At 74.1% G+C, this 26195-nt stretch carries 2 protein-coding genes; both read left to right on the forward strand.

Annotated features, from left to right (window positions below):
- Positions 1 to 23: 23 nt before the first annotated feature.
- Entirely contained in the window at positions 24 to 14249 is a 14226-nt protein-coding gene (locus OYE22_RS30130; RefSeq protein ID WP_277323347.1) for an SDR family NAD(P)-dependent oxidoreductase, read from the forward strand.
- A gap of 3 nt (positions 14250 to 14252) precedes the next feature.
- Entirely contained in the window at positions 14253 to 26192 is an 11940-nt protein-coding gene (locus OYE22_RS30135) for an SDR family NAD(P)-dependent oxidoreductase (protein ID WP_277323348.1), read from the forward strand.
- The last annotated feature ends 3 nt before the right edge of the window (positions 26193 to 26195 follow it).

Here is a 26195-nt window from a genome sequence, read left to right on the forward strand (position 1 = left end):
AATCGATCCCCATGTTTGACGGTATGGACGCCTCGCGTGTCAAGGTGCTGCCCGAGGCCGCTCAGCTTGAGATGGTGCGGGCCGCCGCCACCCTCGCCGCCGAGGAGCGCGGGGACGCGGGAGCGGTCGTCCGGCTGACCCAGGTGGCCTGGCACGGGCCGGTCGTCGTCGGCCCCGGCCAGCAGGTGCACGTGGACCTGCACCCGGGGGCCAGCGGCGCCGCCGACGACTGGGCGGTGTTCGCCGACGCCGGCGAGTCCACCGGCAGCACCGGGACCGTGACCGTCCTGCACGACGCCGCCCCCGAGCACGTGGACGTGGACGCGTACGGGGCCGGCCGGCCCGGGTCGCTGCGCGTGGACCTCGGCGAGCCGGGCGCCGCCTCCGGCGGGCGCGGCAACGCCGTGGTCGTGCCCGGGCAACTCGCCGCCTGCCTCGCCGCCGTCGCCCGCGAGGCGGGCTGGGGCGAGGGTGAGGTCTGGCTGCTCGGCGCCGACGAGGTGACCTACGCCGACGCCTCCCGCCAGGCCGTGTGGGGCGCCGTGGACATCGCCACGGGCCCGTCGGAGCGGGAGGCCACCCTCTCCGTCGACCTGGTGGACCGACGCGGGACCAGCCTGGTCCGCTTCCGCGGGCTGCGCGTCTCGGCCGACGAGCAGCAGGTGGAGGCCGCGCCCGCCGAGAGCGCCCCGGCCGGGGCCGAGCAGCGGGTCACGGAGACCGTGCGGGAGGTGGCGGCGGGGCCCGGGCGGCGGGCCGAGATGGCCGGCTGGTCGGTGGCCCAGTGCCTGGAGTGGGAGCTCGGGGACGTCGTCTTCCACCTGCTCAAACTGCCGCTCGACAAGCTGGACGGGTCGGCCAACCTGCAGGACTACGGGTTCGACTCGATCAGCCTGGTGGAGTTCGCCGGCGTGCTCGGCGAACGGCTCGGCATCGAGCTGACCCCCGACGTGTTCTTCAGCCACCCCACCCTCGACGGCCTCGCCGGCCACCTCCTCGAAGCGCACGCCGAACTCCTCGCGGGGCACTACCAAGAGGCCCGCACCGTCACCCGTACCGTGCCGAGTGCCGCCACCGCGACCGCGACACCACGCCCGGCCCCGGGCGCCACCCCGCGCGCCGACCGCGCACGGCCCGAGCCCCGCCGCCGACGGCTGCGGATGAGCGCCCCGGCCACCCCGGCCGGCGGCGCCACCGCCGAGTCCGCCGAGCCGGTGGCGATCGTGGGGATGAGTGGTCGGTTCCCGGGGGCGCGTTCGGTCGAGGAGTTGTGGGAGATCCTGGCCGATGGTCGGTCGGTGGTGGGTGAGGTGCCCGCCGATCGTCGTCCGGACTGGGGTACGGAGCGGCGTCTTGGCGCGATTCCGGGGGTGGCGGAGTTCGATCCGCTGTTCTTTGAGATCTCGCCGCGCGAGGCGGAGCTGATGGACCCGCGGCAGCGGCTGCTGCTCCAGGAGATGTGGCGGGCCCTGGAGGACGCGGGTTACGGCTCCGAGCAGCTCGGCCGCGAGAAGGTGGGTGTGTTCGTCGGCGTCGAGGAGGGTGACTACCGCGACCTGCTCACCGGCGGCATCGGCGTCACCTCCAACAGCAACGCCATCCTGGCCTCGCGCCTGGCCTACTTCCTCAACCTCTCCGGCCCCAGCATGGCCATCAACACCGCCTGCTCCTCCGGTCTGGTGGCGCTGCACGAGGCGTGCCTGAGCCTGCGGTACGGCGACTGCGACACCGCCATCGTCGCCGGCGTGAACGTGCTGGCCGACCCCGCCAGCTACGACGCGATGGCACAGGCGGGCATGTTGTCCCCGGAGGGTGTGTGCCGGGCGTTCGACCGGCGGGCTGACGGGATGGTGCCGGGTGAGGCTGTCGCGGTGCTGGTGTTGCGGAAGCAGCCTGCGGCGGAGGCGGAGGGTCAGCGGATCTACGCCACGGTGCTCGGTAGTGGTGTGAACTACGACGGTAGGACGAACGGGATCACGGCGCCCAGTGGTGCGGCGCAGGTGCGGTTGCTCAGGGATGTGCACGAGCGGGCTGGGGTGGCCGCCGATTCGGTGGAGTACCTGGTCACGCACGGCACGGGCACCCGACTCGGTGACCCGATTGAGATCAACGCGTTGGCGGAGGCGTTCCGTGGTGGTTCGGAGCGGACCGGTTTCTGTGCGTTGACGTCGACGAAGCCGAACATCGGTCACACCCAGGCCGCTTCGGGTCTGGTGAGTGTGATGGCGTTGGCGTGGGCGATGAAGCAGGAGGTGATTCCGCCGAGCATTCATTGCGAGGAGTTGAGCGACTACATCCGCTGGGAGGACAGCCCGTTCTTCGTCAACCGCTCCCCGCGCCCCTGGCCGCAGGAGGGCGACCGGCCGCGCCGTGGTGGCGTGAGCGCCTTCGGCATGAGCGGCACCAACGCCCACGTCATCCTGGAGGCGCACGGTTCCGCCCGCGCCGAGCAGGCCACCATCGACGGCCAACCCGCCGCCAGCGCCTTCCTGTTGCCCCTGTCGGCCAAGACCGCCGAGGCCCTGTCCCGGGCGCTCGGTGAGCTGGCGGACCACCTGGAGGCGCGCCCGGAGGTGGGCGCGGGTTATCTGGCGTCGGTCAGTCACACCCTGATGGCGGGGCGGCACCACTTCGCGCATCGGTGTGCCGTGGTGGTCCAGGACCGTGAGGACGCGGTGCGCCTGCTCCGTCAGGCGGCCCAGGGTGACAAGCCGCGCAAGGTCTACCGGGGCACTGTCACCCGGGACTTCACCCCGAACAGCCTGGTGGGCGACCTGGTCGCCGAGGCACCCCGCAGCCGCCAGGACCACGGCCGCTACCAGGAACTCCTGCTGGCCATGGCCGACCTGTACTGCCAGGGTTACGACCCGCGCCTGCAGGACCTGTTCGACCAGCCGCCCGCCCGCGTCAGCCTGCCCACCTACCCCTTCGCGCGGCAGGAGTGCTGGGTCCCGGACGGTCCCGCCGCCGTGGCGGCGGTAGGGCGGCTGCACCCGCTGGTCCACGAGAACACCTCCAACCTGACCGAACAGCGCTACACCTCCCTGTTCACCGGCGCGGAGCCCTTCCTCACCGACCACGTCGTCCAGGACCACAAGATCCTGCCGGCGGCGGCGTACCTGGAGATGGCCCGCGAGGCCGTCCAGCAGGCGACCCGCGGGGCCGACGCCGACGCCGTCCGGATGCACCTGGTCAACCTGCGCTGGCTGCGCCCGCTGGCCGTGGACGCGACGCCGGTGACCGGCGAACTCGCCCTCATCCCGGAACCGAACGGCGACATCGGCTTCGAGATCTTCTCCGGCGAAGACGACGGCGACATCCACTGCCAGGGCGACGCCGTCCTCGTACCGCCCGCCCAGGCCGAGCCCGCGCCCGTCATCGACGTGCCGGCCCTCCGCGCCGCCTGCACCCGCACCCTGAGCGGCGACGAGTGCTACGACCTCTTCGCTACCGCCCAGCTCCGCTACGGGCCCACCCACCGCACCATCACCGAACTCGGCCTCGGCGCCGACCTGGTGGTCGCCCGCCTCGCCCTGCCCGAGGCGGACGACGCCTACGTCCTGCACCCCGGCCTCCTCGACGGCGCCTTCCAGGCCACCGCCGGATTCATGGCCGTCGAGGGCACGACGGCCCACCTGCCGGTCGCCCTCGACGAGGCGGAGATCTACGCCCCGGCCGGCACCCCGGCCTGGGCCGTGGTCCGCCGTCTGCCGTCGGCCGGCTCCTGGGTGACCCGCTACGACATCGACCTGTGCGACGACGCCGGGCAGGTCCGCGCCCGCCTCCGGGGCTTCACCACCAGCCTCAGCAGTCGCGACATGCCCGACCAGGCATCGGCCGCGCCGGCGACCGGCGTCTGGGAGGCCACCTGGACCAGCCGCCCCAAGGCCGAGGCCGGCGCGCCCCTCACCTGGGCCCGGCGCCACCTGCTGCTGTGCGACCCGAGCCCGGCACCCGCCCCGGACGCGTTCGGCCCCGACGTGAGCGTCAGCGTGCTCACCGCCACCGGCGACGACGCCGCCCAGCGCTTCACCGCGCTCGCCGAGCAACTGTTCACCGAGGTACGCGAGGTCCTGGCCGGCCGACCGGCGCGGGACGTGCTGCTCCAGGTCGTCGTACCGCAGGGCGCCGACGCGCACGTGTACGGCGGACTCTCCGGGCTGCTGAAGACCGCGCACCTGGAGAACCCCAGGCTGAGCACCCAACTCATCGCCCTGCCCGGCCCGTACGACGCGCCCGCGAACCTCGCCCGCATCGACGCCGAGGCGGCCGGCCCGCACCTCGACCCCGAGGTCCGGTACACCGACGAGCGCCGCCTCGTGCCCGAGTGGCGCCCGCTGCCCGAGGCCACGGACGCCACCGCGGAGCAGCCCTGGCGCGCGGACGGCGGTTACCTGATCACCGGCGGCGCCGGCGGACTCGGACTGCTCTTCGCCGAGGAGATCGCCCGCCGCGCCCCCGGCGCGACCATCACCCTCACCGGCCGCTCCGCGCCCGGCGACCGCGTCGACGCGGCCCTCGCGCGCCTCGCCGAGCTGGGCGCCACGGCGTCGTACCGCAGGCTCGACGTCACCGACCCCGCCGCCGTCGCCGCGACCGTCGCGGACCTCACCTCGGGCGGACGCGGACTGCACGGCGTCCTGCACTGCGCGGGCGTGCTGCGCGACGGCTACCTCATCCGCAAGGAACTCGCCGACGTCCGCGAGGTACTGGCCCCGAAGGTCACCGGCCTGGTGGCGCTCGACGCCGCCACCGCCGGGCTCGACCTGGACTTCCTGGTCTGCTTCGGCTCCACGTCCGGCAGTGTCGGCAACCCCGGCCAGGCGGACTACGCCCTCGGCAACGCCTTCATGGACCACTTCGCGGCCCACCGCGCCGAGCAGGTGCGGGCCGGTCTGCGCAGCGGCCGGACGCTCACCATCGACTGGGCGTTGTGGCAGGACGGTGGCATGGGCGTGGACGACCAGGTCGTCGCCCAACTCGAGGCCCGTAGCGGCCTGGTGCCCATGCCCCGCGAGGCCGGCATCGCCGCGTTCTACCGGGCGCTGCGCGGCGAGGCCGCGCAGGCCCTCGCCCTGACCGCCCGCGACCAGCGGCGACTGACGACCGCCATCGACCGGCTCACCGCCCGCTCGACCCCCGCCGGCGGCGAGCGGCGGGAGCAGGCGGCCGGCCCCGCGCCCGACGGCTCGCGCGTCGTCACGTACCTGACGGACGTCGTCACCCGGGAGCTGAAGCTCGACGCCGGGACCATCGACCCCGAGGCCCCGCTGAGCGAGTACGGCATCGACTCGATCAGCGTCATGGCCCTCACCGACGTGCTTGAGGGCGACTTCGGCAAGCTGCCGAAGACGCTGTTCTTTGAGTACCAGACGCTGGCGGAGCTGGGGCAGTACCTGCTGGACTCGCACCCCGCCGCGGTGGCGCGGTTGGCCGGACCCACCGCCCCGGCCTCCGCCACCCCGGCCACCGCCGCCGCGCCGGTCGCCGAACCGGCCGCGACCGACCGGCCGCGGGCCGTCGCGCGCCGCCGGGGCCGCTCCCGCTTCCTGCCCGCCACTGTCGGCGCGGCGGCGGACGCGGCGGCCACGAGGCCGTCCGGCTCGCCCGACATCGCCGTCATCGGCCTGGCCGGCCGGTACCCGCAGGCACCCGACCTGGACACCTTCTGGGACAACCTGCGCGCCGGCCGGGACAGCGTCACCGAGGTCCCCGCCGACCGCTGGGACCACCAGGCCCACGAGCAGCAGGGCGTCTACTGCCGGTGGGGCGGCTTCCTGGACGGCGTCGACCAGTTCGACCCGCTGTTCTTCGGCATCGCACCCCGCGAGGCCGAGCTGATGGACCCGCAGGAACGGCTGTTCCTCCAGGCCACGTACGCCGCGATCCAGGACGCCGGGTACACCCCGCGCGACCTCGACGGCACGGACGGCACGGACGGCGTGCGCCGGGCGGGCGTCTTCGTCGGCGTCATGACCTCCGACTACCAGTTCTTCGGCCTGGAACGGCAGCTCGCCGGCGCGCCGATCGCCACCGGCGGCAACTTCGCCTCGATGGCCAACCGGGTCTCGTACCACCTGAACTTCCACGGCCCGTCGCTGGCCGTGGACACCATGTGCTCCTCCTCGCTGACCGCCATCAGCCTGGCCTGCGAGAGCATCCGGCGCGGCGAGAGCGACGTGGCCCTCGCGGGCGGCGTCAACCTCTCCCTGCACCCGAACAAGTTCCTGCTCCTGTCGCAGGGCAAGTTCGCCTCCAGCAACGGCCGTTGCGAGTCCTTCGGTGACGAGGGTGACGGCTACGTGCCGGCCGAGGGGGTGGGCGCCGTCCTGCTCAAGCCGCTGGAGCGGGCGGTGCGCGACGGCGACCACATCTACGGCGTGATCCGGGGCACCGCCCTTAACCACGGCGGCCGGACCAACGGCTACACCGTTCCCAACCCCGGCGCCCAGGGCAACGTCATCGGCGCCGCCCTGCGGCAGGCCGGGATCGACCCGCGCGCCGTCAGTTACGTCGAGGCGCACGGCACCGGGACGAAGCTGGGCGACCCGATCGAGATCCGGGGCCTGAGCCAGGCGTTCGACGGCGTGGGGGAGCGCGGCGCGTGCGCCATCGGCTCGGTGAAGTCCAACATCGGCCACGCCGAGGCCGCCGCCGGCATCGCCGGACTCACCAAGGTCCTGCTCCAGATGCGACACGGCACGCTCGTGCCCTCGCTCCACTCCGACGTGCTCAACCCGTTCATCGACTTCGACGACACGCCGTTCACCGTGCAGCGGACCGTGGCCGAGTGGCGCCCGCCGGTCGTGGAGATCGACGGGGTGGCGCGCGAGTTCCCCCGTATCGCCGGGCTGTCGTCCTTCGGCGCGGGCGGCTCCAACGCCCACCTGGTCATCGAGGAGTACCGGCCGTCCGCCACCGCCCCGACGCGCGGCGAGCCCACCGAGCCGGTGGCCCTCGTGCTGTCGGCCAAGACCGAGGAGCGGCTGCGCGTCAGCGCAGAGCGGCTGCGCGCGGCGCTGCGCGGCGGGCGGTACGTGGACGCCGACCTGCCCGCCATCGCCCACACCCTCCAGGTGGGCCGCGAGGCGATGCCCCACCGGCTCGGCTTCCTGGCCCAGGACCTGGCCACGGCGGACCGCAAGTTGGCCGCCTACCTGGACGGCACCGGCGCGGCCGATGACGTCGTCACCGGCCAGGCCCGGCCGGGCGGCACCGAGAGCGCCACCGCGGTGGGCGGCGACGGCCAGACCCCGCTGGAGTCCCTGGTCGCCTCCTGGGTCACAGGCCTGGACGTCGACTGGCGCGGGCTGCACGGAGCGGCCGGGCGCACCCCGGGCCGCGTCAGCCTGCCCACCTACCCGTTCGCCGAGGAGACGTACTGGCTGCCGGGCGGCGACCGGCAGCCGACCCGGGCCGGCGGCGGCCTCGCCCGCCTGCACCCGCTCGTCCACGAGAACACCTCGGACCTGACCCGCCAGCGCTTCACCTCGCAGCTGCCGACGGCGCCGACGCCGGCCGCCCAGTTGGAGATGGCCCGCGCGGCGCTGCTGCTGGCCAGCCCGGGTGTCGAGCGGGACACGCACGCGGTGCGGCTGACCGACGTCACCTGGCACGGCGCCCTCGCGCCGGCCGGCGACGTGCTCACCGTCCACCTCTCGCTGCTGCCCACGTCGGGCGGCTCCATCGAGTGGACGGTCTACGCCGACCAGGGCGAGACCCCCGACGAGGAGCTGGTGGCCGGCGAGGGCCGCGCGCGGATCGTCGCCGCTGGCACGGTGACCGAGACGGACGCCGTCGAGCGCGTCGACCGGAACGCCCTGGACCAGCCGGTGATCGAGTTGGCCGCCCCCGCCGGGGCGGACGGCGCGGCCCTGGCGCTCGTGCACGCGCTGGAGGCGTGCCTGCCGGCCGGCGCACAGGCCCACACGGCCCGCGAGGTGGTCTTCGCGCCCACCACCGCCCCGGCCCCCGCCTGGGCGGTGGTCGAACACGGCACGGACGAGCTGGACGCCACCGTGTGCGCCGCCGACGGCACCGTGCTGCTGCGCGTGCGCGGCCTCGCGTACGGCACCGACGCCGCCGAGGAGCAGGTCTCCGAGACGGTCGAGCCGAGCGCCGCGGTGGCCGAGGCCGTCGAGGTGGCGGCGGGGCCCGGGCGGCGGGCCGAGATGGCCGGCTGGTCGGTGGCCCAGTGCCTGGAGTGGGAACTCAAGGACGTCATCAGCCTCGTCCTCAAGGTGCCGGCCGACCGCCTGGAGGACGGCGTCAACCTGCAGGACTACGGGTTCGACTCGATCAGCCTGGTGGAGTTCGCCGGCGTGCTCGGCGAACGGCTCGGCGTCGACCTGACCCCCGACGTGTTCTTCAGCTACCCCACCCTGGAGGCGCTGAGCGGCCACCTCCTCGCGGCGTACGCCGACGCGATGGAGGCGCTGTACCGCGAGGGCGGCAGCACCGCCGGGACGGCGGTCGTCAAGCGCCCGGCGAGCACGGCGACCAAGCCCGCCACGGCGGCACGCGGCGCCCGCCGCCGTGCGAAGACCGGCCGCGTGCTGCGCCGGGGGACCAGCGCCACCGCCGAGTCCGCCGAGCCGGTGGCGATCGTCGGGATGAGTGGTCGGTTCCCGGGGGCGCGTTCGGTCGAGGAGTTGTGGCAGATCCTGGCCGATGGTCGGTCGGTGGTGGGTGAGGTGCCCGCCGATCGCCGGCCGGACTGGGGTACGGAGCGGCGTCTTGGGGCCATCCCCGGGGTGGCGGAGTTCGATCCGCTGTTCTTTGAGATCTCGCCGCGCGAGGCGGAGAACATGGACCCGCGGCAGCGACTGCTGCTCCAGGAGATGTGGAAGGCCCTGGAGGACGCCGGCTACGGCCCCGAGCAACTCGGCCGCGAGAAGGTGGGTGTCTTCGTCGGCGTCGAGGAGGGTGACTACGTCTTCCTCACCGGTGAGGACGGCAGCGTCACGGCTCACGCCACCTCGATCCTGGCCTCGCGCCTGGCGTACTTCCTGAACCTGTCGGGCCCGAGCCTGGCCATCAACACCTCGTGCTCGTCGGGTCTGGTGGCGCTGCACGAGGCGTGCCTGAGCCTGCGGTACGGGGACTGCGACACCGCCATCGTCGCCGGTGCCAACATCCTGTCCTACCCCGGCACCTACGACGTCATGGCGCGGGCCGGGATGCTCTCCGAGGAAGGCGTGTGCCGGGCGTTCGACCGGCGGGCTGATGGCATGGTGCCGGGTGAGGCTGTCGCGGTGCTCGTACTGCGCAAGCAGCCTGCCGCTCAGGCGGAGGGTCAGCGGATCTACGCCACGGTGCTGGGCAGTGGTGTGAACTACGACGGTAGGACGAACGGGATCACGGCGCCCAGTGGTGCGGCGCAGGTGCGGTTGCTCAGGGATGTGCACGAGCGGGCTGGGGTGGCCGCCGATTCGGTGGAGTACCTGGTCACGCATGGCACGGGTACGCGGCTTGGTGATCCGATTGAGATCAACGCGTTGGCGGAGGCGTTCCGTGGTGGTTCGGAGCGGACTGGTTTCTGTGCGTTGACGTCGACGAAGCCGAACATCGGTCACACCCAGGCCGCTTCGGGTCTGGTGAGTGTGATGGCGTTGGCGTGGTCGATGAAGCAGGAGGTGATTCCGCCGAGCATCCACTGCGAGGAGTTGAGCGACTACATCCGTTGGGAGGACAGCCCGTTCTTCGTCAACCGCTCCCCGCGCCCCTGGCCCGAGCCGTCTGACGGCACGCCCCGCCGTGGTGGGGTGAGCGCCTTCGGGTTCAGCGGCACCAACGCCCACGTCGTGCTCGAAGCCCACGGCACGGCCCGCACCGACCAGGCCACCCTGGACGGCCAGCCCGCCGGCTCCTCGTACCTGCTGCCGATCTCGGCCAAGACCCCCGAGGCGCTGACGGAACTGCTCGGCGAGTTGGCGGACCACCTGGACGCACGGCCCGAGGTGGGCGCGGGTTATCTGGCGTCGGTCAGTCACACCCTGATGGCGGGTCGGCACCACTTCGCGCACCGGTGTGCCGTGGTGGTCCAGGACCGCGAGGACGCGGTGCGCCTGCTGCGCCAGGCGGCCCAGGGTGAGCGGCCGCGCAAGGTCTACCGGGGCACCGTCACCCGGGACTTCACCCCGAACAGCCTGGTGGGCGACCTGGTCGCCGAGGCACCCCGCAGCCGCCAGGACCACGGCCGCTACCAGGAACTCCTGCTGGCCATGGCCGACTTCTACTGCCAGGGTTACGACCTCAGCTTCGACGGTCTCTTCGACCAGGCGCCGATCCGTATCAGCCTGCCCCACCACCCCTTCGCCAGGGAGCTGTACTGGCCGTCCGACGAGAGCCTGGCCCGCCGCGCGCTCGCCCGGGCCGTGGCGACCGACGGGGCCGGCGCGCCGGAGGAGGTCGACGAGTACGAGGAGGTCGTGGAGGAGGTCGAGGAGCCCGCGACGGCCGACACCGACGAGGTGCCCGCGGGGCCGGGGCGGCGGGCCGAGATGATCGGCTGGTCGGTGGCCCAGTGCCTGGAGTGGGAGCTGGGCGACGCCGTGTCGCAGTTGCTCAAGCTGCCGCTCGACAAGCTGGACGGGTCGGCCAACCTGCAGGACTACGGGTTCGACTCGATCAGCCTGGTGGAGTTCGCCGGTGTGCTCGCCGAGCGGCTCGGCATCGAGCTGACCCCCGACGTGTTCTTCAGCTACCCCACCCTCGACGGCCTCGCCAGCCACCTCATGGAGGCGCACACCGAGACGCTGGAGGCGTTCTACCGGGAGGGCCGCAGCGGCAGCGCGGCGGTCGTCAGGCGCGCGGTGACCAAGAAGGTCAAGCGTCGCCGGGCGGTCTCCGGACGCGTCGTACGCCAGGGCGCCGGTGCCGGCCTCCCCGGTGACACGGGCCCGGAGCCGGTGGCGATCGTCGGCATGAGCGGCCGGTTCCCCGGCGCGCGCACGGTGGACGAGCTGTGGGAGCTCCTGACCGAGGGCCGTTCGGTCGTCGGCCCGGTGCCCGCCGACCGCCCGGGCTGGGGCACGGAGCGCCGGATGGGCGCGATCCCCGGCGTCGCGGAGTTCGACCCGCTGTTCTTCGAGATCTCGCCGCGCGAGGCGGAGAACATGGACCCGCGCCAGCGACTGCTGCTCCAGGAGATGTGGAAGGCCCTGGAGGACGCGGGCTACGGCCCCGAGCGGCTGAACCGCGAGAAGGTGGGCGTGTTCGTCGGCGTCGAGGAGGCGGACTACGTCTTCCTCACCGGCGAGGACGGCAGCGTCACCTCCAACGCCACCTCCATCCTCGCCTCGCGCCTGGCGTACTTCCTGAACCTGTCGGGCCCGAGCCTGGCCATCAACACCTCGTGCTCGTCGGGTCTGGTGGCGCTGCACGAGGCGTGCCTGAGCCTGCGGTACGGGGACTGCGACACCGCCATCGTCGCCGGCGCCAACATCCTCGCCTTCCCGGGCACCTACGACGCGATGGCGCGGGCCGGGATGCTCTCCGAGGCGGGCGTGTGCCGGGCGTTCGACCGGCGGGCCGACGGCATGGTGCCCGGCGAGGCCGTCGCGGTCCTCGTACTGCGCAAGCAGCCGGCGGCCGAGGCGGACGGCCAGCGGATCTACGCCACCGTGCTGGGCAGCGGCGTCAACTACGACGGCAAGACCAACGGCATCACCGCGCCCAGCGGCGCGGCACAGGCCCGTCTGCTGCGTGAGGCGTACGAGCGCACCCAGGTCTCGCCGGACTCGGTCGAGTACCTGGTCACGCACGGCACCGGCACCCGACTCGGCGACCCGATCGAGATCAACGCGCTGGCGGAGGCGTTCCGCGGCGAGACGGAGCGCACCGGCTTCTGCGCGCTGACGTCGACCAAGCCGAACATCGGTCACACCCAGGCCGCCTCGGGGCTGGTCAGCGTGATGGCCCTGGCCTGGGCGATGAAGCAGGAGGTGATCCCGCCGAGCATCCACTGCGAGGAGCTGAGCGACTACATCCGCTGGGAGGACAGCCCCTTCTTCGTCAACCGCGCCCCGCGCCCCTGGCCCGCGCGCCCCGACGGCACGCCCCGCCGTGGTGGGGTGAGCGCCTTCGGGTTCAGCGGCACCAACGCCCACGTCATCCTGGAGGCGCACGGCACGGCCCGCGAGGACGAGGCGGCCGTGGAGGCCCAGCCGACCGCCCCCGCGTACCTGCTGCCGCTCTCGGCCAAGACCGCCGAGGCGCTGGCCCAGGCGCTCACGGACCTGGCCGACCACCTGGCGGCACGCCCCGAGGCCGGCCTCGGCTACCTGGCGTCGGTCAGCCACACCCTGACCACGGGCCGGCACCACTTCGCGCACCGGTGCGCCGTGGTGGTCCACGACCGTGACGACGCGGTACGCCTGCTGCGCCAGGCCGCGCAGGGTGACAAGCCGCGCAAGGTCTACCGGGGCGCCGTGCCACGGGAGTTCACCCCGAACGCGGCCGTCACCACGGTCGTGCAGGACATGACCGACGAGGCGGCGAACAGCCACCACGACCCGGCCCGGTACCAGGAACTCCTGCTGGCGCTCGCCGACTTCTACTGCCAGGGTTACGACCCGCGCCTCCAGGACCTGTTCGACCAGCGGCCCGCCCACGTCAGCCTGCCCACCCAGCCCTTCGCCGCCCGGCACCTGTGGGTCGGCGGCCACCGGGCACGGATGGCGGCCGAGGCCGCGGCGGCGCCGGCGGCGTCCGTGGAGTCCGCGTCACCTGTCACGCCGGCGGCACCCGCCGCCCGGCCGACCCAGCGTCCGACTCCCGAGCCCAGCCCGGCTCCCGAGCCCGCCCCGGCCGCCAGCCCGCGGCTAGCGGCGAGCACTCCCCGCCCGGCCCCCGCACCCCAGCCGGTGACCAGCCCCCGGCCGGTCGTCCCCGGCGTGCTGCCGGTGCCGGCGCGGGGAATCGCGGACGCCGGACAGGGCGGCGCGGTACGCCTGCGCCCGGTGGATGAGATGGCCGCCGACATGGCGCGTACGGCCCAGCTCGCTCCCGTGGCGCGGCAGCGCGTCACCCTGCGGCCGCTGACCCAGGCGGCCCCGGCCGCGGCACCCACCCCGGCGCCTGCCCCGACGCCCGCGCCGGTGGCCCCGCCACGGGTCGAGCCGGCGCCCGCACCGGCCGCCACGCCGGCCCCCGAGCCGACCACCGCTGCCCGGCCCACACCCGCCGCCGACGCGGCGGAGGGCCTGGTGGACGCGCTCCGGGCGAGCCTGGCCCGCGAACTGTTCGTCGAGGTGGACGAGATCGACGCCGACCGCAGCTTCACGGAGTTGGGGTTGGACTCGGTGGTGGGTGTGGAGTGGGTGCGTGCGGTGAACCAGGAGTTCGGCACGTCGGTGAGCACCACGAAGATCTACCAGTACCCGAACGTGGCGGCGTTCGCCGGTTTCCTGGCCGGCGAACTCGCGACGGCGACACCCACCGCGACGACGCCGCCGCGTACGGCGCAGCCGGTCGCGGCCCCCGCCCCTGTGTCACCACCACCAGCCCCCGCGACCACACCCGAGCCGGTCGCGCGGCCGGCGGCGGCTGCCGCCCCCGCAGGGCACGTGACCGACGACCTGCTGGACGCGTTGCGGGTGAGTCTGGCCCGGGAGTTGTTCGTCGAGGTGGAGGAGATCGACGCGGGTCGTAACTTCACGGAGTTGGGGTTGGACTCGGTGGTGGGTGTGGAGTGGGTGCGTGCGGTGAACCAGGAGTTCGGCTCCTCGGTGAGCACCACGAAGATCTACCAGTACCCCACGCTCAAGGAGTTCGCCGACTTCCTGGCCGGCGAGCTGTCGGTGGCCACCCCGGCCGTGGAGCAGCGGCCGGCGAGCGCGTCGGCGCTGGCCGAGCGCCCTGACGCGGTGGTGCGGCCGACGGCCGACTCCGTCCCCGCCGGCCCCACGGTCGACGGCCTGGTGGACGCGTTGCGGGTGAGTCTGGCTCGGGAGTTGTTCGTCGAGGTGGAGGAGATCGACGCGGGTCGTAACTTCACGGAGTTGGGGTTGGACTCGGTGGTGGGTGTGGAGTGGGTGCGTGCGGTGAACCAGGAGTTCGGCACCTCGGTCAGCACCACGAAGATCTACCAGTACCCGAATCTCCGGGAGTTCGCGGAGTTCCTCGCCGGCGAGCTTCCCGCGCCGGTCGATGACGACCTCGATGACGTGCTGGCCAAGGTGTACGAGGGCGAGATCGACATCTGGCAGGCCGAGGCCCGCCTGTCCGCCCAGGCGAAGGAGAGCTGACCGATGAATCGCCAGGAGATTCTGGCCGCGCTGCGCGAGAAGCGGCTGACCCCGGACGAGGCCCGCAAGCTGCTACAGGCCGGGTCGGGTGCCGGAACCGCCGCGCCCGCCGCCGCGTCCACCCCGGCGCGGCCGGCCGACCACCCCACACCCGAGCCCGCCACCGCGCCGGCGACCAAGCCCGCCACCGCGCCGGCGGCCAGGCCCGCCGGCGTGCCGGCGAGCGCGTTCGCCAGCGTGCCCGCCGCCGGAGAGGCGGCGGGCCAGGGTGGGCGGCCGTCGCCGATCGCCATTGTCGGCATGTCGGGCCGGTACGCCACGGCCGAGAACCTGGACCAGTACTGGCAGTTGCTGGACCAGGGCCAGGACGCGGTGCGGGAGATCCCGCCCCACCGCTGGGACATGGACCGGTACTACGACCCGACCGTCGGCAAGGAAGGCTCCATCTACTGCCGGTGGATGGGCCTGCTCGACGACATCGACGCCTTCGACTCCTTCTTCTTCGAGATCTCCCCCTCCGAGGCGGAGATGATGGACCCGCAGCACCGCATCTTCCTGGAGGAGGCGTACCGCGCCTTCGAGGACGCCGGGTACTCGCGGCAGCGGCTCGACGGCAGCAACTGCGGCGTCTACCTGGGGCTGGCCAGCAGCGACTACTACACCCTCGCGCACGAGGCGCTCCAGGAGGGCGACGAGCTGCCGAGCGTCACCAGCGTCAGCAACGCCATCGCCGCCGGCCGCCTCGCCTACTTCCTCAACCTCAAGGGCCCGGCCCTCACGGTCGACACGGCCTGCTCCTCCTCGCTGGTGAGCGTGCACCTCGGCGTGCAGGCCCTACAGCGCGGCGAGGTCGACATGGCCCTCGCCGGTGGCGCCTCGCTGTACCTGAGCCCCGACTCGTACATGCACATGTGCTCGGCCGGCATGCTCTCGCCGGACGGCCGGTGCAAGACCTTCGACAACGGCGCCGACGGGTTCGTGCCGGGCGAGGGCGCCGGGGCCGTGGTCCTCAAGCGGCTGGCGGACGCCGAGCGTGACGGCGACCAGATCTACGGCTTGATCACCGCCAGCGGCATCAACCAGGACGGCCGCACCAACGGCATCACGGCGCCGAACCTCGGCAGCCAGATCGAGCTGGTCAAGGCGGCGTACGAGCGGCACGGCATCGACCCGGCGACCATCAGCTACGCGGAACTGCACGGAACCGGCACCAAGCTCGGTGACCCGATCGAGCTGGAGGCGCTGGCAGCGGCGTTCCAGGCCTGGACCGACCAGCGGAACTTCTGCGCCATCGGCTCGGTGAAGTCCAACGTCGGCCACATGTCGGCGGCGGCGGGCGTCGCCGGGCTGCACAAGATCCTGCTGTCCCTGCGGCACGCCAAGCTGGCGCCGACGCTGCACGTCAACACGCCCAACGAGCACTTCGACTTCGAGCGCTCGCCCTTCGTACTGACCACCGAGGGGCGACCGTGGCAGCCCGCGCCGGGCGCGCCGCGCCGCGCCTGCCTGAGCGCGTTCGGCTTCAGCGGCACCAACGCCCACGTGGTGGTGGACGAGTACGTCCCCACCGCCGCCCGCCCCGCGCCCCGGCGCGCCGGCGACCGGGAGCACACCTTCGTCCTGTCGGCCAAGGCCGAACCCCAACTGCGGGAGATGGCGCGCCGGTTGGCCGACCACCTCACCGCGCACCCCGAGACGCACCTGGACGACGTCGCGTACACCCTGCAGAACGGCCGGGAGCCGATGCGCGAGCGGCTGGCCATCACCGCGCGCGACCGGCAGACCCTGCTGGCGGCCCTGGACGCGTTCGCGCGGCTCGGCGAGAGCGGGCCCGGCGTCCGGCGCGGGCGCGTCGCCAAGCGGCCGACCGGCCGCGACTGGGTCGAGGGCGGGCCCGCGGACTGGTCGGGGGAGTGGGCGGGACTGGCCCCGCGCCGCGTACCGCTACCGACCTACCCCTTCGAGAAGTCGCGCCACTGGTACCCGCAGTCGGCCGCCGCCCCGACCGACGAGCGGGCGGCGGGCGAGGCGCCGGCCGCCGGCCGGGTGGCCGCGCCGCACCCGCTGGTGCACGAGAACGTCTCCGACTTCACCCGGCAGCGCTTCCGCTCTCACTTCACCGGCCAGGAGTTCTTCCTCGCCGACCACCGCGTCGACGGCACGCCCGTGCTGCCCGGCGCCGCGGTGGTGGAGATGGCGCGCGCGGCGGGCGAGTTGTCCGGCGGCCAGCCCGTCACCGAGGTCAGCGAGGTCGTCTGGGCCCGGCCGGTGATCGACCAGCGCGTGGAGGTCGCGCTGTTCCCCACGGACGGCACCGCGGCCGGCTTCGAGGTGCACGACGGGCACGGCACGGTGTGCGCCAGCGGACACCTGGGCTTCGAGCCGGTGACCCCGCCGCCCCCCCTGGACCTCGCCGCGCTGCGCGCGCGCTGCGCCACCCGGCTCGACCACGCGGACCTGTACCCCGAGCAGGGCGCGAGCGCCGACGAGCCGGGCGCCGGGGTGTACTACGGGCCGGCCTTCCGTACCCTGCGCGAGCTGGCCTACGGGCCCACCGACGCGCTGGCCACCCTCGAACTGGACGCGGAGCGGCCCGGGTTCGCCCTGCACCCGGCGCTGCTCGACGGTGCCTGGCAGGCCATCCGCCCGTTCCTGGCCACCGACGGCGCCGTCTACCTGCCCTTCGCGGTGGACCGCCTGCGCTGCTTCGCCCCGCTGCCCTCGCCGGCCCACGCGCACGTGCGCCCCGCCGGGGCCGACGCGCCCGGCAGCCGGGCCTTCGACGTCACGATCACCGACGCGCACGGCGCCGTGGCGGCCGAGGTCACCGGCTTCACGGTGCGGGCCGCCGGCCGCGCCGAGGCACCCGAGCCGGTCTTCGTCACCCAGCGCTGGCAGGAGGCCCCCGCCCGCCAGCACGGCGCCGCCGACCGGGCCCGCACCCTGGTGCTGTTCGCGGGCGCCGGCGCCACCACGACCGGCCCGCTCGCCGGCATCGCCGACCTGGCCGACGTGGTGGCCGTCGCGGGCGATGCCTTCGCCGCCGACGACGCCGGCACGCGCTTCACGCTGCGCCCGACCGAGCGGGACGACCACACACTGCTGCTCGACGCGCTGCGCCGGCACGACCGGCTCCCCGACCGCGTCGTGCTCGTGGCCGCCGAGCCGGCCGAGGGCCCGTACGCCGTGCACGCCCTGGCCGGCGCCCTGGCGACCGCCGGGCCCCGCTGGCAGGTCGACCTGGTGTACGCGTACCCGGTCCCGGGCGCCCGGCCGGACCCCGAGCACCGGGCCGTCGGCGGCTACCTGCGCAGCCTGCTGAAGGAGGACCGGTTCGTCACGGCCCGTGCCGTGGGCCTCGCGACCGACGCCGATCCGGTCGACCGGCTGCGCCAGGAACTGGCCGCGGACCCGGCGGACGCGGTGGACCTGTGGTGGGACGGCGCGACCCGGCGCGCGCTGCGCACGGCGGAGGTCGCCACCGGCGCCGAGGACGCGCCGGCCTTCCGCACGGGTGGCGTGTACCTGATCACCGGCGGGCTCGGCGGCGTCGGCCTGGCCGTCGCCCGCCACCTCAGCCGGACCCACGACGCCCGCCTGGTCCTGACCGGGCGCCGGGAGCTGGAGCCGGACGCCGAACTGCCCGGCGCGCACACCCTCTACGTGCCGGCCGACGTCTCCCGCCGCGACGACGTCGAGGCGCTCGTCGTCCGGGCCAAGGAGCGCTTCGGCCGGATCGACGGCGTGCTGCACTCCGCCGGCACCCTGCGCGACGCGCTGATCCGCAACAAGTCGGCGGCCGACGTGGCCGCCGTGCTCGCCCCCAAGGTCGCCGGGACCCGGCACATGGACGAGGTGCTGCGGGACGAGCCGCTCGACCTGTTCGTGCTGTTCTCCTCGATGTCCGCGGTCCTGGGCAACCTGGGCCAGAGCGACTACTGCTTCGCCAGCGCCTACCAGGACGCCTTCGCCGCCGAGCGCGAGGAGCGCCGCCGCCAGGGACTGCGCCGGGGCCGTACGGTCTCGATCGGCTGGCCGTTCTGGGCCGAGGGCGGCATGGCCATCCAGCCGGAGGCCGCCCGCGCGCTGCGCGACCAGCTCGGCATCGCCCCCCTCGCGTCGGACGAGGGCTGCCGGGCCCTGGAGCGCGCGCTGCGCCTGCCCGAGCCGCACCTCGTGTACGCCAGCGGCGACGCGGTGGCCATCCGCCGCACCTTCGGCATCGAGCCCCCGGCTCCGGCCCAGGCCCCGGCCCCGGCCGCCACCGAAGCCCCCGCGCCCGCGTCGGCCGCGCCGAGCGCGGCGACGGGTGAGCTGAGGAAGCGGATGGTCGGGTACCTCACGCGCGTCATCAGCGAGCGCATCAAGAGCGACCCGGACAAGATCGACGCCACCGACGACTTCGAGGTCTTCGGCATCGACTCGATCGTCATGATCAGCCTGACCCGGCGGATGGAGGAGGACTTCGGGGAGCTGCCGAAGACCCTGTTCTTCGAGTACGGCACCATCGAGGAGCTGGCCGACCACTTCGTGGCCGACCGCGCGGCCGACCTCCAGCGCCTGTTCGGCGCCCCCGAGACCGCGCCGGAGGCCGGGGCCGCGACCAGGCCCGGGGCCGCTTCCGAGGCCGAGGTCGCCGAACCGGCACGGCGGCCCGCCACGCCGGAGCCCGCCGGGGCCACCCGGCACGCGGCCCCGCGCTTCCGGGCGACGGCCGCCACGGCCACCTCCCCGCGCGCGACGCCCGCCTCCGCCGGTGCCCTGGACATCGCCGTCATCGGCGTCGACGGCCGCTACCCGGGCGCCGCCGACCTGCGGGAACTGTGGGCCAACCTCGCATCCGGGACGGACTCCGTCACCGAGGTGCCGGCCGACCGCTGGGACCACGCCCAGTACTTCGCGCCCGAGGGCCGCACCCCCGGCAAGGCGTACGCCAAGTGGGGCGGCTTCCTGGACGGCGTCGACCAGTTCGACCCGCTGTTCTTCAACATCTCCCCGGGCGAGGCCGACTTCCTGGACCCGCAGGCCCGCCTCTTCCTGCAGACCGCGTGGCGCGCCGTCGAGGACGCCGGCTACACCCGTACCGCGCTGGCCGACCAGACCGTCGGGGTCTACGTCGGCGTCATGTACGGGATGTACGAGCTGTTCCAGGGCGAGATCAAGGGCGAGCCGGTGCCGGTGCCGTCCTCGTTCGCGGCGATCGCCAACCGCGTGTCGTACTTCATGAACTTCCACGGCCCGAGCATGGCCGTGGACACCATGTGCTCCTCGTCGCTGACCACCATCCACCTGGGCTGCGAGAGCATCCGCCGGGGCGAGAGCGACGTGGTCATCGCGGGCGGCGTCAACCTGACCATCCACCCGAACAAGCTGATCCTGCTCAGCCAGGGCAACTTCGCCTCCACCGACGGCCGGTGCCGCAGCTTCGGCGAGGGCGGCGACGGATACGTGCCCGGCGAGGGCGTGGGCGCGGTGGTGCTCAAGTCCCTGGAGCGCGCCGTCGCCGACGGCGACCACATCTACGGCGTCATCAAGGGCAGCGCCATCAACGCCGGCGGCAAGACCTCCGGCTTCACGGTGCCCAACCCCAACGCCCAGGCCGACCTGATCCGCGCGGGGCTCGCGGGCGCGGGCGTGGACGCGCGCACCGTCTCGTACATCGAGGCACACGGCACCGGCACCTCGCTCGGCGACCCGATCGAGATCACCGCGCTCACCAACGCCTTCCGCCAGCACACCGACGACACCGGCTTCTGCGCCATCGGCTCCCTCAAGTCGAACATCGGACACCTGGAGTCCGCCGCCGGCATCGGAGCCCTGACCAAGGTCCTGCTCCAGCTCAAGCACCGGCAGTTGGCGCCGTCGCTGCACTCGACCACCCTCAACCCGTACATCGACTTCGACCGCGGCCCCTTCGTGGTCCAGCAGGAACTGGCCCCCTGGCAGGCGCCGGCGGGCCAGCCGCTGCGGGCCGGGATCAGCTCGTTCGGCGCGGGCGGGGCCAACGCCCACCTGATCGTCGAGGAGTACGTCGAGCAGCGCCCCCGGCCGGCCGAGACCGCCGGACCGCACCTGTTCGTCTACTCCGCGCGCGACGAGGAGCGGCTGCGGGAACTGGTCGCCCACCACCTCACCGCGGCCCGGGACGGCTTCGACGGCGCGGACCTCGCCTCCGTCGCCCACACCCTCCAGGTCGGCCGCGAGGCCATGGAGCAGCGGCTCGCGATCGTCGCCGACGGCCTCGGCGAGCTGACGTCCGCGCTGGCGGCCTACCTGGCCGGCGACGCGGGCGCAGCACGGGTCCACACCGGCAACAGCCGGGGCGCGGGGCGCCAGTCCAAGCTGCTGGTCGGCCTCTTCGAGGACTCCGACATGATGTCCGGCCTGCTGCGCGACCGACGCCTGGACAAGGTCGCCGAGCTGTGGGTCGAGGGCATCGCCATGGACTGGTCGCTGCTGTACGACCGGCGGCCGCGCCGGGTGCCGCTGCCCGGCTACGCCTTCGCCAGGGAGCGCTGCTGGGTCACCGGCCCCGCCACGCCCCGCCCGGCCACGGGCGCCGAGCAGCTCCACCCGCTGCTGCACCGCAACAGCTCCAACCTCGAAGGGCTCCGTTTCAGCTCCACCTTCACCGGCCGGGAGTTCTTCCTCGCTGACCACCGGGTCGGCGGCCAGAAGCTGCTGCCCGCCGTGGCCTACCTGGAGATGGCGCTCGCCGCGGTGCGCGCCGCCCTCCCCGAGCAGGCGCGGGACGCGGAGCTGCGGGTGCGCGACGTGGTGTGGCTGCGGCCGTGCACCGTCGCCGACGAGCCGCGCACCGTGCACGTCACACTCACCCCGGGGCAGGGCACGGACGCCATCGCGTTCCGCGTGCACGGCGACGACACGCACTGCCAGGGCGAGGTCCAACTCGCCGCGCCGGCCGCGACGCCCGCCGAGACCCTCGACCTGGCCGCCCTCCGGGCCCGCTGCACCCGCCCGAGCGTCGAGGGCGCCTGGGCGTACGAGACGTTCACCCGGATGGGCATCGCCTACGGGCCCGCCCACCAGGCCATCCAGACCGTCTACCGGGGAACCGACGAGGCGTTGGTCGCGCTGCGCCTGCCGGCGGGTGTCACCGCCGACGCCGACCGCTACACGCTGCACCCCGCGCTCCTGGACGCGGCGCTCCAGGCCACGCTGGCGCTGTCACTGCCCGACGCCCCCGAGGACCCGGCCACGCTGCCGGAGGCCGAGGGCAGGTCGGCCGAACTGCCGTTCGCCGTCCAGTCGGTCGCCGTCGCGGGCGCCACGTCGCCCGTGATGTGGGCCCACCTGCGCCCGGCGCACAGCGCGGGCGGCGGGGACCGGCTCAAGAAGATCGACATCACGCTGTGCGACGACGCCGGCCGGGTCGCGGTCCGCCTGGACCAGGTGGCGTTCAAGAGCTACGCGTTCGACGCGAGCGCGGGCGCGGGCGCCGCCGCGCCGACGGAGCGCCTGCTGTTCGCCCCCCGGTGGCAGGTCGCGCCCCGGCCGGCCCCCACGGCGGCGGCCCACCTCGACCGGTGGACCGTGCTGGTCTGCGAGCCCGCCGCCGGCCTGCTCGACGAGCTGGCCGCGCTGCTGCCGGAGGCCGACGTACGGGCCCTCGCCTCGGCCGCGACCCGGCCCGTGGACCGCTACCAGGACCACGTCCTCGACCTGCTGCGGCACACCGCCCAGCTCCTGCACGACACCCGCAGGCAGAGCCTGTTGGTGCAGGTCGTGGCCGCCGACGACGCCTCGTACGGGCTGGCCGGCTTCCTCCAGTCGCTGCGCGGCGAACACCCGGCCGCCAGTGCCCAGCTCGTGCGCTGCCAGGACGCGCCGCGCCCGGCCGAGCTGGCCGAGCGGCTACGCGCCGAGCGCGCCTGGCCCGCCGACCAGGTGGTGCGCTACGTCGACGGCCGGCGCGAGACCCGGCAGTGGACGGAGCTGCCCGCGCCGGCGGGTGAGCGCGCGCCGCTGTGGCGCGACGGCGGGGTCTACCTCGTCACGGGCGGCGCCGGCGGCCTCGGCCTGCTGATGGCCGACGAGATCGCCCGCGGCGTCCGCGCCCCACACCTGATCCTCACCGGCCGCTCCGCGCCGAGCGCCCGGACCGAGGCGGCCCTGGAACAACTCCGGGCCCACGGCGCGGTGGCCGTGTACGCGCAGGCCGACGTCACCGACCCGGCGGCCTGCCGCGCGCTGGTCGCCCGCGTCGCCGTCGAGCACGGCGGCCCGCACGGCGTCCTGCACTGCGCGGGCGTCACCCGGGACCGCCTGATCACCGGCAAGACGGCCGAGGACGCCCGGGCGGTGCTCGCCCCCAAGACGGCCGGGCTCATCGCGCTGGACGAGGCCACCGCGCACCTGCCGCTGGACTTCTGCTGGCTCTTCTCCTCCGCTGCCGGCGCGCTCGGCAACGCGGGCCAGGCCGACTACGCGGCCGGCAACGCGTTCATGGACCACTACGCCGCGCACCGCAACACGCTGGTGGCCCGTGGCGAGCGCGGCGGGCGGACGCTGTCCGTCAACTGGCAGCTCTGGCAGGACGGCGGCATGGGGCTCAGCGCCGAGCAGGCACGGGCCGCGACCGAGGTCGCGGGCCTGGCCGTCCTCGACCGGGCCACCGGCCTGGACGCGCTCGCCGCCTGCGTGGCCACCGGCGAGGACCAGGTCCTGCCGCTGATCGGCGACGCCGCCAAGCTCCGCGACTACCTGCGCGCCCAGACCGGCAACACCCCGCAGGCGCCCGCCGCGACGGTCACCGACGCGGCGGCCGTGGCCCCGAGCCGGCCGGCGGCGGAGGCCGAGGAACTGGCCGACCTGCTGGCCGTCGCCCTGAAGGGCATCGTCGCCGAGGAGATCAAGCTCGACGCCGCGCGCGTGGACGCGCACGTACCGCTGGAGAACTACGGCATCGACTCGGTGCTCATCATCAACCTCACCCAGCAGCTGGAGGAGCACTTCGGGCCCCTGCCCAAGACGATCTTCTTCGAGAACCAGACCGTCATGGAGCTGGCCGAGGCGCTGTGCCAGAGCCACCCACGGCAGGCCGCCGAACTGGCCGGGCCGCGCACGCCGGCCCCGGCGCGGGCCCCGGAGGCCACACACGCCACCGAACCGGCCGTCGGGCGCGCCCCCGTCGCGCTGCCCGCCAACTGGTCGCGAGCCTTCACCGGCGCGGCCACGGCCAGCACCCCGCACGCGCCCGAGGCCGGCGGCAGCCTGGACATCGCCATCGTCGGCCTGGCCGGGCGGTACGCGCAGGCCGACGACATGGCGCAGTTCTGGACGAACCTGCGCTCCGGCCGCGACTCCGTCACCGAGATCCCCGCCCACCGCTGGGACCACACCCCGTACCTGACCGCCGGCACCAGCCGGAACGAGCGGACCTACGCCCGCTGGGGCGGGTTCGTCGACGAGGCGGCCAGCTTCGACTCGCTGTTCTTCAACATCTCGCCCGGCGAGGCCGAGGTGATGGACCCGCAGGAGCGGATCTTCCTGGAGTGCGTCCACCACGCCCTGGAGGACGCCGGCTACAGCCGCCGCTCGCTCACCGGACAGGCCGTCGGCGTCTACGTCGGCGTGATGTACGAGGAGTACCAGCTCTACGCGGCCCAGCAGCAGGTGCGCGGCGAGATGGTCACCCTCACCGGCAGCGCCGCCTCGATCGCCAACCGGGTCTCGTACCAGTACGGCTTCCACGGGCCGAGCCTGGCCGTGGACACCATGTGCTCCTCGTCCCTGGTCGCCATCCACCTGGCCGCGCAGAGCCTGCTCTCCGGCGAGTGCGACGCGGCCGTCGCCGGCGGCGTCAACCTGTCCCTGCACCCCAACAAGTTCCTGATGCTCGGCAAGAACCACTTCGCCTCCACCCGTGGCCGGTGCGAGTCGTTCGGCAGCGGCGGCGACGGCTACGTGCCCGGCGAGGGCGTGGGCGCCGTGCTGCTCAAGCCGCTCGCCAGGGCCGAGGCCGACGGCGACCACGTCTACGGCGTCATCAAGGGCACCGCCGTCAGCCACGACGGCAAGACCAACGGCTACACCGTGCCCAACCCGCACGCCCAGACCGCCGTCATCCGGCGCGCCCTGGACCGGGCCGGCGTCGAACCCCGCCAGGTCTCCTACGTGGAGGCACACGGCACCGGCACCCGCCTCGGCGACCCGATCGAGGTCTCCGCGCTCACCAAGGCGTTCGGCGGCGAGGCCACCGAGGCCCGCCGCTGCTACCTCGGCTCGGTCAAGTCGAACATCGGCCACTGCGAGAGCGCCGCCGGCATCGCCGGGATCAGCAAGGTGCTGCTCCAGATGCGCCACGGAGAGATCGTCCCGTCGCTGCACTCGACCGCGCTGAACCCGGAGATCGACTTCGCCGCCACCCCGTTCACGGTGCCGCAGGAGGTGACCGCCTGGGAGGCGCCCGAGGGGCCGCGCGTCGCCGGCATCTCCAGCTTCGGCGCGGGCGGCACCAACGCGCACGTGGTGATCGCCGAGTACCAGCCGCCCGCCGCGCCCACCTCCGACGGCCTCGGCGGCCAGCGGGCGGCCGGGCCGGTCCTGGTTCGCCTCTCGGCGCGGCGCGCCGACCAACTGCGCTCCCTGGCCCAGCGCCTGCTGGACTGGCTGCGCGAACGCCGCCTGAGCGCGGCGGAGTTGGCCGACGTCGCCTACACCCTCCAGGTGGGCCGCGACGCGTACGAGGAGCGGATCGGCTTCGTCGTCAGCCAGCAGGCCGACCTCGAAGCGGGCCTGGCCGACTTCGTCGCCGGCCGCCCCGCCCCGTACCAGGGCACCGTCACCACCCCTGTGCCGCCGCCGCGCGGGCCCGCCGCCGACGAGCTGCGCGCCCGCTACGCGGCCGGCGACCACGGCGCGCTGCTCGACCTGTGGGTGGGCGGCCAGGACCTGGACTGGGAGGCGTTCACCGCGCCCGGCACCCGCCGCCGCGTCAGCCTGCCCACCTACCCCTTCGCCCGGCTGCGGCACTGGCTGCCGCCCCGCGACACGGCCACGCCACTGGCCGCGCCGGCACCCGCGACGGCCGCGCTGCCGAGCGGGCGGGTGGCACCGCTGCTGCACCACAACCGCTCCTCCCTCTTCGAGCAGCGCTTCACCACCACCTTCACCGGCCACGAACCCTTCCTGGACGGCCACCGCGTCGGCGGCCGGAAGGTGCTGCCCGGCGCCGTGACGCTGGAGATGGCCCGCCTGGCCGGGGCGCTCAGCCTGGAGCGGGAGGTGCGCTCCGTACGGGACGTGATGTGGCGGCACCCCATCGAGGTGGGGGACGAGCCGGTCGAGGTGACGGTGCGCCTCGTCCCCGAGGAGGAGTCCGTCCTGGTCCGCGTCGGCCTCGACCAGGGACCGGAGGCAGCCCGCGTCTGCATGGAGGCCAGGATCGACCTGGACGCCGGGCCCGGCGCGCGGTCGGACGGCTCGCGACCGCTGGACCTGTCCGGCGTCATCGCCCGCTGCGAGAACAAGCTCGACGGGCCGGCCGGGTACGCCGCCATGGCCGCCGTCGGCCTCGACAACGGGCCGGGCTTCCAGGCGATCGAGGAGGTGCTGTACGGCGACGGCCACGCGGTGGCCCAACTCGCGCTACCACCGGCGGCCGACCGGGACCCGGCGGACGTCCTGCACCCCGCGCTCGTCAACGGCGCCTTCCAGGCCGTCATCGCGCTCATGGCGGAGCCGGCCGGGCAGGCCCGGGCGAACCGGTTGCTGCTGCCGTTCTCGGTGGCCGCCATCGACATCCGCGAGCCGCTGCCCGAGGAGTGCGTCGCGCACCTGCGTCGCGCCGGCGACGCCACGCCCGGCGGCAGCATCGACCGCTTCGACATCACGCTGACCGACCTGACCGGCAAGGCCCTCGTGGTCGTGAAGGACTACGCCCTGAAGTCGTTCGTGACCGGGGCCGAGACAGGTGAATGAGGA

It is taken from the genome of Streptomyces sp. 71268, from assembly GCF_029392895.1.
Lineage (GTDB): Bacteria > Actinomycetota > Actinomycetes > Streptomycetales > Streptomycetaceae > Streptomyces.

What these genes read in the sequence shown, in the direction of transcription:
- OYE22_RS30135 (WP_277323348.1), top strand. Translation starts at nt 14,253, where the DNA reads ATGAATCGCCAGGAGATTCTGGCCGCGCTGCGCGAGAAGCGGCTGACC.
- OYE22_RS30130 (WP_277323347.1), top strand. Translation starts at nt 24, where the DNA reads ATGGACGCCTCGCGTGTCAAGGTGCTGCCCGAGGCCGCTCAGCTTGAG.